This is a genomic window from Brevibacillus sp., from assembly GCF_003521185.1.
Taxonomy (GTDB): Bacteria; Bacillota; Bacilli; order Brevibacillales; family Brevibacillaceae; genus Brevibacillus; species Brevibacillus parabrevis.
Genome location: NZ_DOTK01000051.1, coordinates 1 through 18,769 on the forward strand (window position 1 = coordinate 1; position 18,769 = coordinate 18,769).

8 protein-coding genes are annotated in these 18,769 nt (G+C 54.8%); all 8 read left to right on the forward strand.

The annotated features are described in order from the left end of the window. Window positions 1–1,728, forward strand: a 1,728-nt coding sequence (locus DEP07_RS16600) for a beta-ketoacyl reductase (protein ID WP_287102757.1), incomplete at its 5' end; no start/stop codon positions are given. Next, window positions 1,728–6,443: a type I polyketide synthase gene (locus DEP07_RS16605; protein ID WP_287102758.1), complete on the forward strand. Its 4,716-nt coding sequence runs from the start codon at window positions 1,728–1,730 to the stop codon at window positions 6,441–6,443. The genes DEP07_RS16600 and DEP07_RS16605, both read left to right, overlap by 1 nt. 23 nt (window positions 6,444–6,466) lie before the next feature. Next, entirely contained in the window at window positions 6,467–7,582 is a 1,116-nt protein-coding gene (locus DEP07_RS16610; RefSeq protein ID WP_287102759.1) for a hypothetical protein, read from the forward strand. A gap of 87 nt (window positions 7,583–7,669) precedes the next feature. Then, window positions 7,670–8,755: a Gfo/Idh/MocA family protein gene (locus tag DEP07_RS16615; protein WP_280648883.1), complete on the forward strand. Its 1,086-nt coding sequence runs from the start codon at window positions 7,670–7,672 to the stop codon at window positions 8,753–8,755. Then, window positions 8,752–9,693 carry an ROK family protein gene (locus DEP07_RS16620; protein ID WP_280648882.1) on the forward strand — a complete coding sequence of 314 codons (942 nt, stop codon included), beginning with the start codon at window positions 8,752–8,754 and terminating at the stop codon, window positions 9,691–9,693. Before DEP07_RS16615 ends, DEP07_RS16620 begins: the two co-directional genes overlap by 4 nt. After that, window positions 9,690–10,874: a DegT/DnrJ/EryC1/StrS family aminotransferase gene (locus tag DEP07_RS16625; protein ID WP_254223105.1), complete on the forward strand. Its 1,185-nt coding sequence runs from the start codon at window positions 9,690–9,692 to the stop codon at window positions 10,872–10,874. The genes DEP07_RS16620 and DEP07_RS16625 overlap by 4 nt, the downstream gene beginning before the upstream one ends. 109 nt (window positions 10,875–10,983) lie before the next feature. Then, on the forward strand, window positions 10,984–15,279 hold the full coding sequence (locus DEP07_RS16630) for a non-ribosomal peptide synthetase (protein WP_287102760.1): 4,296 nt from the start codon (window positions 10,984–10,986) through the stop codon (window positions 15,277–15,279). A 39-nt stretch (window positions 15,280–15,318) separates the two neighbouring features. After that, window positions 15,319–18,769: amino acid adenylation domain-containing protein (locus tag DEP07_RS16635; protein ID WP_287102761.1), on the forward strand; the 3,451-nt coding region annotated here is incomplete at its 3' end.

Here is an 18,769-nt window from a genome sequence, read left to right on the forward strand (position 1 = left end):
TACCATCACTTGTGGCCGCAATGGCAACAGCAGGCGAAAAAGGTCAGGAAGATCATTCATCTGCTGAGCATGACGGACGCCAGCGCCACAGAGGCAAAAGGACTCGATGACGCCGAGCAAAGAGGCTTTTACAGTCTGTATTACTTGCTCGACAGTCTGTTTGCCCAGCCGAGTAGCAGCGAGGAATGGGAAATCATCCTCGTCGCCGACAACGCCAACCGCGTCACAGGCGACGAGATCACCCTGCGGCCGGAGCACGGCTGCTTGCTTGGCCTTGGCAAAGTAGCACGGGAAGAGTTCCCGCACGTTCGCATCCGGTTTATCGATGTCGACGCGCATACCGATCCGCGTAAGGTCGTGGAGGAATTTGCAGTCGCAGCTGCCCCGTATCAGGTAGCGTATCGCCACAACAAGCGATATGTGGAGCGTTTGCAGGAAACGACACTCGCACCAGCAGAAGACAGGGACGCAATCAAAGCAGACGGCGTCTACGTAATTACAGGCGGAACCGGGGGACTGGGCCTGGAAATCGGCAAAGAGATCAGCCGCTTGCACCCGGTAAACCTCCACCTCATCAGCCGCCAAGGCTTGCCTGCGCGCGAGACGTGGATGGACATCGAAGCGGCAGGAGCAGATCAGCAGCGAATCCAGCAGATCGCTTCTATTCGCGAGATGGAAAAGCAGGGCGCGCACGTGCAGATTCACGCGGCAGACATTAGCGAAGAAAGCCAGCTTCGGCAAGTGCTTGAGAACATTCGCAAAGAAGCTGGAGCGATCCATGGCGTGATTCATTGTGCGGGCGTCGCCGGAGAAGGGTTGCTTGTGCGCAAGCCGGAAAGCCGCATCCGGGAAGTGCTGGCTGCCAAGGTGCAAGGCACCCGGCTGCTCGATCAGCTCACCGCAGCGGACAATCTCGATTTCTTTGTGATGTTTTCCAGCATGAACACGGTGACTGGCGGTGCAGGCCAGAGCGATTACGTCGCGGCCAACAGCTACCTCGACCTGTACGCCGCCTATATGCGCCAAGCAGGCAGAAAGGCGCTGACGATCAACTGGCCGCTCTGGCGAGACGTAGGCATGGGGCAGGCGTATGATGTGGACAATCGCCACAGTCCTTTCGAGAGCCTTGCGCCCAGACAAGGGGCGGCGATCTTTGCAGAGCTTTTGCACGCCGACCAAAGCCAGATCATCGTCGGTCAATGGAAGCGCCGACTCACGAAAGAGACGATCGGACACAGTCTGGCGCACGATTACGTCCTGAGCGATTCGCTGGCAAGCTTTTTCCGCGGACAGCTCGAAGCTCCACGCGAGGAAAAAGCGGATCGTCCTGGCGAGCAGCAGCCGCTGCGCATTTTGGATCAGGACGAAACGAGCTTGTCTGCGACAGAAAGAGAAGTCGCGAAAATTTGGGCGCAAGTTCTCGGCGTCAAAGAAATCAGCGTTTCCGCCAAGTTCAACAGCATGGGAGGCAATTCTATCCTGGCTGTCTATTTGTTCCGGCTTCTCGAAGAAACGTACGGGCCAATTCTCAATATTTCCGATGTGTTCACTTATTCCACGATCTCGGAGATGGCTGATTACATAGATAGCAAGCAGCAGCCTAGTGCAGGTGCCGCAGATGCCGCCAGCGAAACGACGACGCTGGATTTGCTACAGCGGCTGGCCAGCCGGGAAATCTCCGTACACGAAGCGCTCGGCGCCTACAAAAACAAAGGGGGAGGTGTGTAATGACGGCAGTAGAACAACTCATTTTCGAACTGGTCGCTTCGCAAAAAATACATCCGACCGATGCTGCCGCGTTGCTTGCGCAGTGTCAAAAGCTGACCGAGCCGATAGCGGACAAAGAAATCGCGATTATCGGCATGGCAGGCAAATTTCCAAAAGGAGAAAACCTCGCCCGCTTTTGGGAGCAACTGAAGCATCAGCAAAATTGCATCGACGAGTTTCCCGATTCACGCGTTCGCGATTGCATCGACGAGCGTTTATGGGGCAAAAACGACAAAAATCAATGGTTTTTTAAAGGCGGGTATTTGGAGCGAATCGATCAGTTTGACCCCGGCTTTTTCCAAATCTCGCCTGTCGAAGCGAAATTCATGGACCCGATGCAACGATTGATGCTGGAAACGTCCTATCAAGCGATCGAAGACGCCGGATACTACTACAAAGAGCTGAGCGGAACGAATACAGGCGTCTACATCGGCACGGATCATACGTGGGGGCAATGGTACCGGGACAATGCGGCGGAAAAAGACCCGCTGCTGTTGTCCGGCACCTGGTCAGCGATCTTGTCGAGCCGGATTTCGTATTGGCTGAATGCAAAAGGGCCAAGCCTGGTCATCGACACCTCGTGCTCATCGGGACTGGTCGCCGTTCATGAAGCGTGCCGGGCGATTCAGTCCGGCGTTTGCGACATGGCGATTGCCGGAGGGATTCACCTCAATTACAGCCCGATCAAAAATCCGATGCTCGGTCTTGTCGAGTCGGAAGATTATCTCATCCGCACCTTCGACAAGCGGGCAAACGGAACGGTTTGGGGAGAAGGAGTCGGCGTCGTCATCCTCAAGCCGTTGCAGCACGCGCTTCGCGATCGGGACCACATTTACGGTGTGATAAAAGGAAGCGCCGTAAATAACGACGGAACATCGGACGGAATCACGGCACCAAACTCGCGCGCGCAGGAAGAAGTCATTTGCCAAGCGTGGCAGGAAGCCGGAGTTGCCGCCGAAGCGATCTCGTACATCGAAGCACATGGCACCGGAACCAAATTGGGAGACTCGATCGAGATTGACGGACTGGTCAAAGCGTTTTCCCGCCATACGAAGAAAAAACAGTTTTGCGCGATCGGGACCGTCAAGACGAATATCGGACATACGGTTGGGGCATCGGGGCTGGCATCGTTGCTCAAAGTGATGCTGGCGATCCGCCAGGGCCAGCTTCCGGCGAGCATCAACTTTTTGGAAGCGAATCCGTTCATTGATTTCTTTGCTTCCCCTGTCTATGTCAATGATCGTCTCCAGGAGTGGACGACTGCGGGCGAACCGCGAATCGCCGGGATCAGCTCGTTTGGCTTTAGCGGCACCAATTGCCACATGGTCGTAGGAGAAGTACCCGCCAGGCAGCAAAAGCCGGAGAGCGTCGATCCTTCGCTCTATTTGCTTCCGCTGTCTGCCAAAGACGAAGCGGTGCTGTTCAAGCTCGTCGAGGAATATGTCGCGCATTTATCGCAAAACCGGGAGCTTGATCTGGAAGATTTGTGCTATACGGCGAGCACGGGACGCGGCCATTACAGCCATCGCTTGGCGATCATTTTCACCAGCTACGACGATTTGCTCGCCAAGCTGGGGCACCTGAAACGACACGGGCTTGCTTCCGGCGAGCAAGTATTGTACCAGGTACACGAGATCGTCGTCAGCGGAGGAGCACCAGAGCAACAGCACGGCGCGAAGAAAAAATGGACCGAGCGGGAGAAGCAGGAGCTGTCCCGGCAAGGAGAGGACTTGCTGACAGCCAAGACTGCGCAAGGAAAAGACGCTTCCTTTTACTTGGCTTTGGGCGAACTGTACGTCTTGGGAGCAGCGATCGACTGGAAACGGATGTACGACCCAGCCAGCTGCAGCCGTCTCAGTCTGCCCGTCTATCCGTTTCAGAAAACGCGTTGCTGGGTGGAAAGCAGCAGCCAAGGCTATCGGCAAGCCGTGCCGCAAACGACAGGGCACCCGCTGCTTCGCGGGACAACGTGCGACAGCCTTGAGCAGACGGTGTACACGACCTCTTTTTCTGTGGCGACAGACTGGGTCGTGAGCGAGCATCGAGTAGGCAACGAGTACGTATTGCCTGGCACGGCCTACATCGAGCTGCTGCTGGAGGTCGGCAGGCAGCAGGGCGGGCTTACCGTCATCAAGGAGCTTGCCTTTTTGCAGCCCTTTTCGCTTCAGGAAGGGCAGAGCCACGAGCTGCAAATCACGCTGAAAAAAGCGGACGGTGAACATCACTTCTACATCGCCAGCAAAGATCAGACAGATGGCTCGTGGCGCAAGCACGCGGAAGGGAAGCTGTGCCGCCCTATGCAGGAGCAAAAGCGCGTAGATTTGGCGGCTCTCCAAAAGGCGTTCCCTGCGGCTCGCGACACGCCGGACTTGCAGACAGATGGGGGCTTTATCACGACAGGAGCGCACTGGAACAACATCAAGGAGCTGCGGGTTGGCGAGAAGGAGTGCCTGGTTGCCATCGAGCTTTCCGAGTCGCAACGCGCAGAAGCAGCGCACTACCACTATCATCCGGCGATGCTGGACAACGCGGCGAACATTGCGATACGCAGCATTGATGAGCAGCTGTATTTGCCGTTTTACTATCAGGAAATTCGCGTCTATGGCCCGATCCCTTCCGCCATTTACAGCTATGTGCGTCAGCGGGAGCTGGGGGAAGGAAATCAGACGGCGACTTTTGACATCGACATCGTCAATCCCGCTGGCGAGGTGCTTGTGGAAATCGAAGGATACACGATCAAGCAAGTGCGCACGCAGTTGACGGCGGCGAGCTATTACGAAAAAGACTGGATCGTCCAAGAGGTGCAAACAGCATCCCCTGCGCCAGAAAAAGCGGACGAAACGGTCGTCGTGTTCACAGGGGAAGGCGAGCTGGCGGAGCGGCTTCGGCAGCAGCTTGGCGCTGTCTACGGAGAAGTAATTGAAGTCGGCTTCGGAAAAGAAGCGGGGCAGGTCAAGGAGCGCGAGGACTACCATCACTTGTGGCCGCAATGGCAACAGCAGGCGAAAAAGGTCAGGAAGATCATTCATCTGCTGAGCATGACGGACGCCAGAGCCACAGAGGCAAAAGGATTCGATGACGCCGAGCAAAGAGGCTTTTACAGTCTGTATTACTTGCTCGACAGCCTGTCTGCTCAGCCAAGTAACGGCGAGGAATGGGAAATCATCCTCGTCGGCGACTACGCCAACCGCGTGACAGGCGATGAGATCACTCTGCGGCCGGAGCATGGCTGCTTGCTCGGTCTTGGCAAAGTGGCACGAGAAGAGTTTCCGCACGTTCGCATCCGGTTCATCGATGTCGACGCCCATACCGATCCACATAAGGTCGTGGAGGAATTTGCGGTCGCAGCTGCCCCGTATCAGGTAGCGTATCGCCACAACCAGCGATATGTGGAGCGTTTGCAGGAAACGACACTGGCAGCAGCAGAAGACAGGGACGCAATCAAAGCAAACGGCGTCTACCTAATTACGGGCGGAACCGGAGGACTGGGCCTGGAAATCGGCAAGCAGCTCAGCCGCTTGCATCCGGTAAACCTCCACCTCATCAGCCGCCAAGGATTGCCTGCGCGCGAAACGTGGACGGAGATCGAAGCGGCAGGAGCAGATCAGCAGCGAATCCAGCAGATCGCCTCTATCCGCGAGATGGAAAAACAGGGTGCGAGCGTGCAGATTCACGCGGCAGACATTAGCGAAGAGAGTCAGCTCAGGCAACTGCTGGAAACGATCCGCACCGAGTCTGGCACAATCCATGGCGTGATTCATTGTGCGGGCGTAGCCGGAGAAGGGCTGCTAGTGCGCAAACCGGAAAGCCGCATCCGGGAAGTGCTGGCTGCCAAGGTAAAAGGCACCCGGCTGCTCGATCAGCTCACCGAAGCGGACAATCTCGATTTCTTTGTGATGTTTTCCAGCATGCACACCGTAACTGGCGGCATCGGGCAGAGCGATTACGTTGCGGCCAACAGTTACCTCGACCTGTACGCCGCGTACATGCGCCAAGCAGGCAGAAAGGCGCTGACGATCAACTGGCCGCTCTGGCGAGAAGTGGGGATGGGGCAAGCCTACCAAGCCGACAACCGCCAGAGCCTGTTCGAGAGCCTTACGCCCAGACAAGGGGCGGCGATCTTCACAGAGCTTTTGCACGCAGAGCAATGCCAGATCATCGTCGGCCAGTTGAAGCGCCGACTTGCGAAGGAGACGATCGGGCACAGTCTGGTGCACGATTACGTGCTGGGAGAAACCATCGAGAGGGCCGTCACGCAGGCGATTGGCAGCGGCAGCTATCCGGCAGACTCGTCAGCCACAGAAACTACGATCATTAAAGAAGCAGACCATCAGGAGATTACGGCGTGGGACCAGGAGATCGCGCACATCTTGGCGAGAGTGCTGGGACTTGAAGAGATCAGCATTTTTGCCAACTTCGAGGACTTGGGCGGCAATTCGCTGCTCGCGGTCAGACTGCAAAAGGAGCTGGACGCAGCCTATCCCGGCGTCTTCATGATTTCGGATATTTTTTCGTATCCGACCGTTCACGATATGGCGGCTTATTTGGAGCGAAAGCGCGCCACCCCGGCAAAACGCAGCATGACGATCGAGCAAATCATGAATGATTTGGAGCAAGGCACAATAACGGCGGACGAAGCCGATCTGCTGATCAGAGAGATCAGCGAGCAAGTCTAGCATGATCGCGGAGGTGAGAAGCATTGGAAGCGTTTTCGCTACCCGTTGAGCCATTCAACGGCACATGGGTGAATTGTGTTAACAACAATTTGATTTCGATATTGATGAACCACGACAAAAACTTCGCGTACGCCCCGTGCCTGGCGCAAGCACAGTATCAGCTACATTCCGTCGCAGACGACGGCAGTCAGGAAGCGGCAGAGCACAGCAGCCAGGCGCATGAAGAAGGAAGCCTGCTGCTGGACGTTGTCCGCGCGCTGGATTTTTCTTCTGTGCTGGATTTCCAAACCCACTCCTTGGAACCAGCAGACAGTGTGCACTTGGCCATCAAGCAGTTTTTGCACAGCGGATATTACGTGTTTGTCGATTTGGACCGCTTTCATTACCCTTCTGGCGTGGACGCGGAAAAGCACCGGCAAATTCACCCTGCTTTTCTGTACGGCTACGACGAACAGACGAAATCTTATCTGTTGATTGAGGATTGCATGCAGCCGAGCAAAATGGAACCATACGCGCTTCCCTACGATTGCTTCGACCGGGCCTTTGCAGCCGCGCAGACGTCTTCCCTGATTGTCACGCGCGTAAAGGAGCAAGAAGAGGTGGCGTTTTTTTCCAGGTGCACAAAAGAGCTGATTAGCGCGAATCTCCAGACGCTTCTGCGGGAAGAGTGCAAAACATACAAAACCGATCATGCAGGAAATTCGCTCATTTCCACAACGTACGGACTGTCTGCGATCAAGCAATTCGCAGACAGCCTGGAGGCGAGATTGTTCGGGATTTCCCTTTCGCAGTTTCAGCGCAAGGCGGTGGCGCTCAAAAACCCGTATTTCTTTCGCAAGTCTACCGTTCATTTGCCTTTGATCTTGCATAAGCAAAACTGGGTGAGCGAGCAAGAATTTCAGCAGCTGAGCAGCGAGTATCAAACGCTGTGCCAGGAGTGGGAGTTATTCGGAAACTCGCTGATCAAATGTTATTACAAGAGCTGCTACAGCAAGGCTTCCACCCCGGCGCATCAGCGCGAAATCGAGTCGTTGCGAGAGCTGCTCGGCGGCATGTACGAAAAAGAAAAGCGCGTAGCGTCGCTCACGCTTGAGCTTTTGACATGCTCGACAGCATCGGGACAAACAGGAAATTTTTGATAAAAAGCGGATAAAAAGGAAGGAAAAACCTTTCGCATAAACGAATGAGTCAGAACCAACAGATGACAGATGAAGAGGATGAATGCTTTGGCCGAACAACGTCACATGTCCATAGGGATTGTCGGAGCCGGGTGGATCGCTGAACACGCGCATCTCCCGTGCTTTTTGTCGCTTGATAACGTGTCCGTGCGAGCGATATACGATACGGACGAGGCACGGGCTGCGCGCCTGGCCGAACAGGCGGGAGCGGCGGCGTGCTCACGTCTAAGCGAGATCGGACAGGTCCCTTTGGATGCCGTCATTTTATGTACGCCCAATCACACCCACTACGAAATCGCCAAGCACTTCCTGGAAAAAGGCATCCACGTGCTGTGTGAAAAGCCGATGACGACCACAGCGAAAGAAGCGGAGTCATTGCGCCATCTGGCAGAAGAAACCGGAACCGTTTTGATGATGGGCTTTGTCAACCGTTACCGTGACGATATCCGGGAGCTTCGTTCACGAATCGCAGCCGGGCAAATTGGCGAGGTGCAAATCTGCGAAGTCAGCTGGCGCCGCAAAAGAGGGATTCCCCGACCGGGAAGCTGGTTTACGCAAAAGCAGCTTTCGGGAGGGGGCGTCCTCATCGATTTGGGTAGCCATATGCTCGACCAGCTGCTTTTTTTGACGGGTGCCGAGGAGCCTGTTGCTTGCCTGGGCAGCTTCCATTCCCGTCCGGTTTTCACTCAGGAAGGGTACAGCAATTGGCTGGGCAGCTCTGAATCGGAAAAGGTTGAAGTGGAGGATACGGCAGTAGGCATGATTCAGTTTGCCAACGGTATGCTCGGCAAGGTGCATGTAAGCTGGCAGGACGATGTAGCAGGAGATTTTGTGCAAATCCATCTGAAGGGCGAGCGGGGAAGCTTGACGCTGAATACCTTGTTCGGCTTCAGCGATCAAGGATTGTACAAACAGCCCCATTTGCTGCTGACGTTTGCTGGTCAAGAGGTCCAGTATTTTCCCTTGCCTGCAAAGCCAGATCCGCTTGTTGCTTTTCAACGCCAGGCGGAGCAGTTTGTGGCGTGTATCCGCGAAAAAAGCCAGCCCGTTCCCTCTGCACAAGATGGCGAAAAAGTGGTTCGACTGATCGAGCTTCTCTATCAATCGGTGCGCAAAGGACTTGTTGTCACATGAGCGCTGGACTCGTCGCTGTTGATCTTGGCGGTTCTACGGCGAGAATGGCGCTCTTCGCTCTCGGTGGCGCCACGATGCTGGAAACTGCCCGGCTGGAATTGGGGCAGGAAATCGAACCGCTGCAAGCCATTTCGCAAGTCATCAGCGTCATCGAAGGCTGGGAACAGAGGGCGCAGATGGAAATACGCAGCATTGTAATCGGGCTGGCTGCTGTGCATGATGCCGCAGGAACCATTGTCACTTGGCCAAATCGTCCGGAATGGAACGGCTTTGCCTTCCGCGATACTTTCGCCGCCTTGGCAGGCAAGCCTGTCGTGCTGTTTGACGATGCCAATCTCGCGGCGCTCGGCGAGTATGCTTTTGGCCTTGAGCACTCGGTCCAACATCTGCTGTATACAGTAGTCGGGACCGGAATTGGCAGCTCGCTTGTATGGCAGGGCAATGTGTATACAGGGGCAAGGGGCGCAAGCGGAGAACTGGGCCATATCACGGTCGATCCTTGGGGAGAAAAATGTCCCTGCGGAGGGTTCGGCTGCTTGCAAATGTACGCGTCTGGCCGGGCGGTGGAACGCATCGCGCAAGCCAAAGGGCTGTCGGTTGCAAAAGCGAGTGACGTGTTTCATTTGGCCGCTGCGGGAAACGCAACAGCACAGGCAATCGTCGACGATTCCTTGCGAATGCTGGCGATCGGGATTGCCAACGCTGTGCGCCTGTTCGACCCGGATATGGTTGTCGTCGGCGGCGGCATGGCAAGCAGATTTCCGGAACATTATCGCTCCCTGGAAAAACGCGTTCAACAGTTCCTCGGCACCCTGCCGCAGCAGAATGTCCGCGTAAAACTTTCCGCCCTGGGAGACGATGCGGCACTTTGGGGCGGGATCGCTTACGGTTTGCAAATGTTTGAAAAAAATAAAGAAATGGAAGGTGTTCGCAAATGAGTAACCTGACAGAAAGATTCCCAAGCTGGCCAATGGCAGATGAAAACCAGGAAAAAGAATTGTTGGAAGCGTTGCGCAGCAATCAATGGTGGCGCATGTCCGGCACAAAAGTAAAAGAATTTGAACGAGTATTTGCCCAGATGCACCACGCCAAGCATACGCTGGCCGTTACAAACGGAACACACGCGATCAAGCTGGCTTTGCAGAGCCTGGGAGTCAAGCCGGGTGATGAAGTGATCGTTCCGGCTTTTACCTTTATCTCGACGGCGTTGCCAGTCATCAGCTTGGGCGCGATCCCTGTCCCTGTAGACGTAGACCCCGGCACCTTTTGCCTCGATCCGGTAAAAGTGCGGGAAGCGGTTACGCCGCGCACAGTCGGGATGATTCCTGTGCATATGGCGGGACACCTGTGCGATATGGACCAGCTCCAGCAGATTGCCGATGAGTTTCATCTGTTTATTATTGAAGACGCCTGCCACGCGCACGGCGGTGAATGGAAAGGAAAACGCGCAGGCAGCATGGGTGATGCCGGGGTGTTCAGCTTCCAGCAATTTAAACTGATGACGGCGGGAGAAGGCGGCGCGCTCATCACGAATGCTCAAGATTTGTATGACCAGGCTTTCCTGTACCACAATGTGGGCCGTCCAGTTGGCGACAAAAAGTATCAGCACCTTGTCGAAGGTTCCAACTATCGGATTTCCGAATTTCAGGCTGCTGTCCTGCTGCCGCAAACCGCGCGCCTCGCTGAGCAAAACAAGCGCCGCGAGTACAATGCGCAAGTTCTCGATGCGGAAATGAAGGAAATCGATGGCATCATTCCGCAAATCCGTCAAGAAGAGTGCACGATCCATACGCACTACATGTACATGTTCTACTACAATCCGGTCGAATTTGGCGGGATCACAAGAGAGCGGTTTGTGGAAATGCTGAACGAACAAGGCATTCCCGCTTACATTGCCTACACGCAGATTCACGATACGCCAATCTTCAAGCAGTTCGTCGCCGATCTGGGCGATAACTACGCTTTCCCGAACCAGTTGCACTGCCCTGTCTCGAAGAAAATTGCCGAAGAGGTCATCTGGATTCATCATCGGGCACTGCTGGGTGATGCGGAATCGGTCAAAGGGATCGCCCAAACGGTCAGGGAACTGCAAGCGAGCACAAAAGCAAAGCTCGTATAGCCCACCCAGGGCCGAAAAAATTTCTCGATAGCTGATGTGGAGAAGGACGGGTACCGGAGCACAAGCGCCGGGACCCGTTCCTTTTTATCCAGAAGGGGGAAAGCAGACGATGAACGGAACCACCCAGACGAGGCTTGACGATGTCGAAGAAAGACTGAAAGCGATTTGGCTGGATGTCCTCCAGCGAAGCGACGTGGGCATTGACGACAATTTTTTCGAAGTCGGCGGCCACTCGCTAAAAGCGCTGGAGCTTGAGGTCAGAATCGGCGTGGAGTTTGATAGCGAAATCTCTTTGGAAAACATCTTCAACCATCTCACCATCAGGGAGCTGGCGGCATACATCCGCAGTTCGCAGGACGACGCGATTTCTTTCATAAAGCCTGTCCCGGACAGACCTTACTACCCTGTTTCCTGGACACAAAAAAAGATGTTCTTTGCCTATTTCGACGGGCTTGAAAATGCCGTTATCGACATTCGCAGAGTGGAGCATGAGATCGAGCCGTCTGAGCTGGAGCAAGCTTTTCAATACATAATGAAAAGACACAAATTGCTGCGCACCACAGTCGGCATTCAAGCTGACGCAGTCGTTCAGTTCGTTCACGACGAGTCGCAAGCGGATTCTTTTCGACTGCTTTACTGGGAAGCCCCGGCGGAAAAAGCGTTGCAGGAGGAGTTCATTCGAAAATGCGTGGCCGAAATCAATCGGCCGTACACACTTGACCAGCTCCCACTCTTTCGGATTGGCCTGGTTCGCTTGCCGGGAGAAGGCAGTCTGTTGATTTTGCATTTTCACCATATTATTTTCGACGCCTCTTCGCTTCGACTGGTGTATCACGAATTGGAGTGCATCAGCAAGGGAGAACTGCTGCCCAAGATGCAACTGCAATACGCCGATTATTGCGTATGGCAAAACGAACTGGAAAAGTCGGAAGCGTATCAGGAAAAGAAAGCTTTTTGGCTGGATATGTTTGCCGACGAGCTGCCCGTTTTGAATCTGCCGCTTGATCGTCCTCGTAGCAATGGCCTGATCTCGACGTATGGCAACAAAAACTTCTATTTGAGTGAACAGACGACAGAGGCCATTCAGACCGTCGCCAAACAGCATCAAGTCACACTAAGCATTTTGCTGACGGCCGTTTACGGCCTGCTTCTCTCCAAATATTGCGCGCAAACCGATATCACCCTGGGGATGCTGTCTTCACGCCGCTACAGTGGGCTTGAAAACAGCATCGGCGTGTTTTTGCGAACCGTTCCGATCCGGTTTCAGGCTGTTCCGGAACAAGCGCTTCCGGAATATTTGCAACAGGTCAAAAACAGCCTCATCCGTTCGCTGGAGCATCAGGAGTACGACGTCGATGAGCTGGAGGAAAGCATTTGCCGACACCATGGCGTGTCCAAGACAGACCATCCTTTGTATCGCGTCTCGCTGAATATCCACACGGAGATGGATTCTGTGACGGAATCGATCATCGGAGCGGAAGGCGATACATTACAGAGCGGGAACAGTCAAGATATTGCCTGCGGCATCTACTTTCTCGATTCGGGAGCTATCTGCCTGAACATGGAATACAACATGGAATTGTTCGATCCCGGCACGATTCAGCGAATGGGCGAACACTTCACCATCCTGCTGGAAGCGGTCCTCTCGCAGCCAGCGCGCAAGCTGGAAGAGTTCAGCTTGCTGACAGAAGCCGAGCGACACCATATTTTGCACTTTTTTAACAAGGAAACGGCTGATTTGCCTACAGAACAAACGTTGCAAGCGATCTTCGAGCAGCGAGTTGAGCTGTATGCGGACAAGCTTGCCGTTAGTTGCGCAGATCAATCGCTCACATATCGCGAGCTGAACCAAAAGGCCAATCAGCTGGCGAGAGTGCTCGTGGACAAAGGCGTTGGCCCTGGCGTAACGGCAGGCGTCATGCTGGAGCGGTCTGTCGACATGATGGTATCTTTGTTGGCGATTTTGAAGGCGGGCGGCGCGTATTTGCCGATCAGCCCGGACTATCCGCCAGATCGGGTGACGTTTTTGCTGGAGGACAGCCAGGCCAAGGTCGTCCTCGTTGATCGGGACGTGCAGGACAGCAGCCCGCATGTGAAGTCGCTGTACGTGAACGTAAAAGAGCCCGCCTTCTACGCCCATGACGATTCCAATCTGGCGCCGAGAAGCACTCCTGCTGATCTGGCCTATATCATGTACACCTCTGGCTCCACTGGCCAGCCAAAAGGCGTCATGATCGAGCATCGTTCCGTGGTCAACCGGATTGCCTGGATGCACAAACAATTTCCGATCACAGCAGATGACTGCGTTTTGCAAAAAACACCGTTTACCTTCGATGTTTCCGTCTGGGAGCTGTTCGGATGGTATTTCCACGGGGCGCGAGTCTGCTTCCTGGCGCCTGGCATGGAGAAAGATCCCGAAGTCATTCTCGCCACGCTCGCTCGCGAGCGCATCACGCTTATGCACTTCGTTCCCTCCATGCTGAGCAGCTTTCTTTCCTATATAGAACCGCGCATCGAGCAGGAAACAGAACGGCTGTCCAGTCTTCGCTTCCTGTTTGCGAGTGGAGAAGCGCTGCTCCCGAGTACCGTCAACGCCTTCAACCGGATGATCCATGCGCGAACCGGGGCGAGACTCATCAACTTGTACGGCCCGACCGAAACCACTGTCGAGGTGTCGTGGTTCGATTGCTCCGCTGACTACGGAGTGCGTCCTGCGCGGACGATTATTCCTGTGGGCAAGCCCATTGACAATATCCGCCTGTACGTTGTGGATCAAAAAGACGGCCTCCAGCCGATTGGCGTGGCAGGAGAGCTGATGATTTCCGGGATCGGGGTAGGAAGAGGGTATTTGAATCAGCCCGAGATCACGGCGCAAAAATTTGTCGACGATCCGTGGAGTCCTGGCAACAGAATGTACCGAAGCGGAGACCTCGTCCGCTGGATGCCGGATGGCAACATCGAGTACCTCGGCCGTATTGATGAGCAGGTCAAAATCAGGGGCGTGCGCATTGAATTGGGCGAAATCGAGAATGCGCTGCTGGAGCTGCCAGAAATTGAGTCAGCCGCAGCCGCGATCAAAACGAGTGCGGCCGAAGAGAAGCTGCTCTGCCTTTATTACGTGCCCCGAGACGAGGTCAAGCCGGATGAGGTGAAGAGCTATCTTGCCAAAAGATTGCCGCGCTTCATGGTACCGGATGCGATTGTGGCGATAGAGGAAATCCCGTTAACGGCCAGCGGAAAAGTAAACAGAAAGCTGCTGCCGACGCCTGTTGTAGAGGTGGAGTTCACTGCGGATGAACTGCCTGAAAGCGAGCTGGAAAAGAAGCTGGCAGACATTTGCCAAAAAGTGCTGCATGTCGAGCAGCTTGGCGTTCACACCAACTTGTTCTCCGTCGGGGCCAATTCGTTGAAAATCATTTTGATTGCTTCGCAAATTCGCCGCGAGTTAAACATGGATGTTCCCGTTAGCGCCGTTTACACCAAGCCGACGATCGCAGAAATCGCCGCCTACCTGCAATTGGAGGCGTCGCCAGCATCAGCAGGCGGCAATCACGACCTGGTGTTAATCAACAAAGGCTCTGCCGAAGCTCCGTCCTTGTTTTTGATTCACGATATAAGCGGCAGTATCGACGCCTATTTGGAACTGGTCAACTATCTTGGCGACAGATTCACGTGTTATGGCATTCCGGCAGAGGTCAACCATGACGCGCAAAGTCAGGAAATCAGCATCGAAGCGCTGGCGCAGAACTATCTGGAAAAAGTCAAAAAAGTCCAAAGCGAAGGTCCATACCATTTGGCAGGCTGGAGCCTCGGGGGATTGCTCGCTTTTGAAATCACGAGACAGTTGGAGGCCGACGGAGATGAGGTAGACATGCTCGTCCTGATCGATTCTTCTCCGCCGCAATTGCATCAGCACCTCCAGCAGCCTGACCCAGCGGTTGTGGCCTCAGTCAGACAGCAAATGGCACAAGTAGTGACAGCAGCAGAGTGGAGCGCCCAGTTGGAGCAGGAAACGACGTTGTACGGCTTGTACAAAAAGGTGGCGCAGTACATGGAGCAGCACAACTTGACGCATGAAACAATGGAAGCCGTGATGCCGAAAGAGATCATGCAGGCGATTCCGGGTTATGCCCACGGCCAGCAAGTTGATTTTTACCGTTATGTGCATCTGTTTATCGATTTGCAGCATGCCTATGTCCACTATCAACCGCCGCGAAAAGTGTTTGCCCAGGCTCATTTGGTCAAAGCGCAGAAATCGGCTATCGAGGAAAACAAGTGGAACGCCTTTTTCTATCGCCCCATCACCTTGCATGAAATCGAGGGAGATCATTTCTCCATTTTCAAAGAGCCTGCTGTTGCCCAAATGGCTTCTTTTTTTGCAGCGATTGCCCCCGAGCGCGGGTGATGTGAATCCTCTTATTTTGATACAAAAGGAGCGCAAATCATGATGCAGAAGCTTGCTGGTGCTGCCAACAGGAACGACCAACGACCAGGTGATGGCGAACAGTCAATGTCTGATTGGCAAGGCACACATGCACTAAATTTGCCGTTGGATTTTGTACGGCCAGCCGTTAAAGGCACGCAGAAAGAAGTCGTCGCGCACAAGACTGGGCTGGAGTTGAAAAGGAGGCTGGAGCTTGCAGCAGAAAAGGAAACGGTGTCTGCGGAAGTCTTTCTGCTTGCTGCTTTCATGCTCCTGCTCGCGAAATATACAGGCCAAGAGCATGTCGTCGTGGGCTGGTCGTCTGATTCGCTTCAGCAGGCCGGCGGTAGCGACACAGTACGCACCGCCGTTGTGACTGGTCATGTGCATCAGGACAGGACATGGCGCGAATTTTTGCTGACAGTCGAGCAGACATGCATGCAGGCTCATGCCTCCAAGCAATTTTTTTACGAAGAACTGCTGGAAACCATGAAGTTGTCCCAAGATCCGAGCAGAAATCCGCTCTTTGATGTACGCATCAAAAAGCAGCATGCAAATACAGACGGGGGAAAGGATGACTTCGCACTCGCATTTGACTTAGAACAGGACGGCATCTCTTTGCAAGTCGAGTATGATGTCAGTCTCTTTTTGCCGAGTTCGATGGAGCGGATGCTGAGCCACTACGTTCATTTGTTGGCACGGCTTGCCCAGAATGCCGACCAGCGCATGGCGGAAGTGGATATGCTTTCTTCCGACGAGCGCGAGCGGCTTGTCTACGGCTGGAACGAGACAACTACAGCTTATCCGGCAGAGCAGAGCATTCCGCACATGCTGAAGCAGCAGGTCGAGCAGCGCCCGGATGACATCGCCGTCGTCTTCGGCGAGCAAAGCTTGACGTACGCGCAGCTGCACGCCCAATCCAACCAGATAGCTCACGCTCTGCACCGCAAAGGAATCGGCAAAGGGGATGTCGTCGTCGTCATGGCGGAGCGTTCGCTGGAGCTGGTTACGGGCTTGCTTGGCGTGCTGAAAGCAGGCGCTGCCTATACGCCTGTCGATCCTGGCTATCCGGCGGAACGGCTGCGCTACTTGCTGCGCCATTCCAAGGCGAAGGTATTGCTCGTCCAGCGCTCCGTGCAAGATCGCATCACCGATTCAGAAGCCGAGGTCGTCGCGGTGGAAGACCTGTTGGCGGCTGCGTGTGAGTGGTCCAGCGAAGACTTTCCGCTTTCCTACGACCCGGAGCAACTGATGTACGTCCTCTACACGTCCGGCTCTACTGGCAATCCGAAAGGGGCCATGATTCGCTCGCATTCGTTTGTCAACTTGCTGCACTGGTATACGCGAGAATTTGCCTTGGGCGAAAACGACCGGATGCTGCTCATCGCTTCCGCCAGCTTTGATCTGGCGCAAAAAAACCTGTACGCGCCGCTCATCACTGGGGGACGTCTGGTGCTTTTCGAGCCTGGTCTCTACGACTACGAGCAAATGTCAGCCACGATCGAGCGCGAAGGGATTACCGCGATCAACTGCACGCCCAGTGCTTTTTACCCGTTGGTAGAAGCCAATGCCGACGACGATTATCAAAAGTTGAGAAGCTTGCGCTGGGTGTTTTTGGGCGGCGAACCGATCCACATGAACCAGCTCGCGCCGTGGCTGCGCAGCGCCGATTGCCAAGCGGAAATCGTCAACACCTACGGCCCGACCGAATGCACGGATATTGCGTCTTACTACCGCCTGCGCGGAAAAGACTGGCAGGGAGAAACCAACCTGCCCATCGGCAAACCGATTGACAATGTCCGGCTGTATGTCGTGGACAAGGACATGCGTCTCGTGCCGGAAGGACTGGAAGGTGAACTGTGCATCGCCGGTGTCGGGGTAGGGCTTGGCTACTACAACGCGCCCGAGTTGACAGAAGAACGATTCGTGCAGAGCAAAGAGCTGCCAGAGAAAGTCGTGTACAAGACAGGCGATGTCGTAAAAAGGCTGCCGGATGGACAGATCGTCTTCATCGGCAGGGTCGACCATCAGGTGAAAGTCCGCGGCTTCCGCATTGAGATCGAGGAAATCGAGAAAAAGCTGCTCGACCACCCGCAAATGAAAGAAGCCGTGGTCACCGCGCTACAGGACGCCGGGGGAGACACAACCTTGCGCGCTTATGTGGTCACCGCATCCTCCTTGACCACAGAGCAAATCTACGATTATTTGCAGGCTGAACTGCCAGGCTACATGATTCCGCAGTTTGTGATCGTGCTGGAAGCTTTGCCGCTGACGCCTAACGGCAAAGTCGACCGCAAGGCGCTGCCTGTACCTTCCGAGGAACTGGCACAAGCGGAAGAACAAGCTGAGCAAGCGAAGCTGCAAGACGAAACCGAGCAACAGCTGCTAAAGCTCTGGCAAGAGGTGCTGGGCATTCGCAAGGTAGGTCGCAAGGACAGCTTCTTTCGTTTGGGTGGCCACTCCTTAAAAGCAGTTGCCCTGCTCTCGCGCATCAAAAAAGCATTTGGTGTATCTATCCCGATCCACACCTTGTTTCGTCAGCCGACGATCCAACAGCTTGCAGAAGTCATCCGCCACTCTCCGAAAACGAGCGTCGCCTTAATTCCGACAGCAGGCGGACAGGAGTATTACCGGCTTTCCTCGGAGCAGGAACGGCTTTATGTGTTGGCACAGTTCGAACACGTCGGCACCGCTTACAACGTCCCGTGGGCGGCTCTTGTGTCTGGACCGTTTGACGCAGCCCGCTGCGAGCAAGCCTTTGCCGCACTGAGCCTCCGGCACGAAACGCTGCGCACCTGCTTCGAGCTGATTGGCGACACGGTGGTGCAAAAAGTGCTGCCAAAAGCAGACGGCTTTTTCACGTATGAGGAAGCGAGCGGAGCAGCTCCCGACCAGCTTATCCGCCAATTCGTCCGTCCGTTTGACCTGCGAGTCGGTCCGCTGTTTCGGGTGAAAGCAGTCCGACTCGGCACAGATGAACACCTGCTTTTGCTCGATATGCACCATATCATTGCCGATGGTATGTCTCTCCAGATCGTCTTGCAAGAGTTTGCCGCGCTATACAACGAAGGCAAGACGCTGGAACCGTTGCCGATGCAGTACAAAGACTATGCAAACTGGCAGTGCAAGCACCGCGAGACATTGCAGAGCCAGGAAAAGTATTGGCTCGATGTGCTGCAAGGGGAGCTTCCGGTGTTGAATCTGCCGCTGGACTATCCACGGCCGCCGCTGCAAAGCTTCGCGGGAGACAAGATAACTGCGCGCCTAGATACTTCTTTGGTCGGCAAACTGAGGCAGGTGGCGGAGGAAACAGACACGACCCTGTACATGGTGTTGCTGGCAGCCTATCATGTGCTGCTGCACAAATATACGGGCCAAACCGATATCATCGTCGGCTCTCCGATCGCAGGCAGACCGCAGGCTGAATTTGAACATCTGGTCGGCATGTTCGTCAACACGCTCGCCTTGCGAA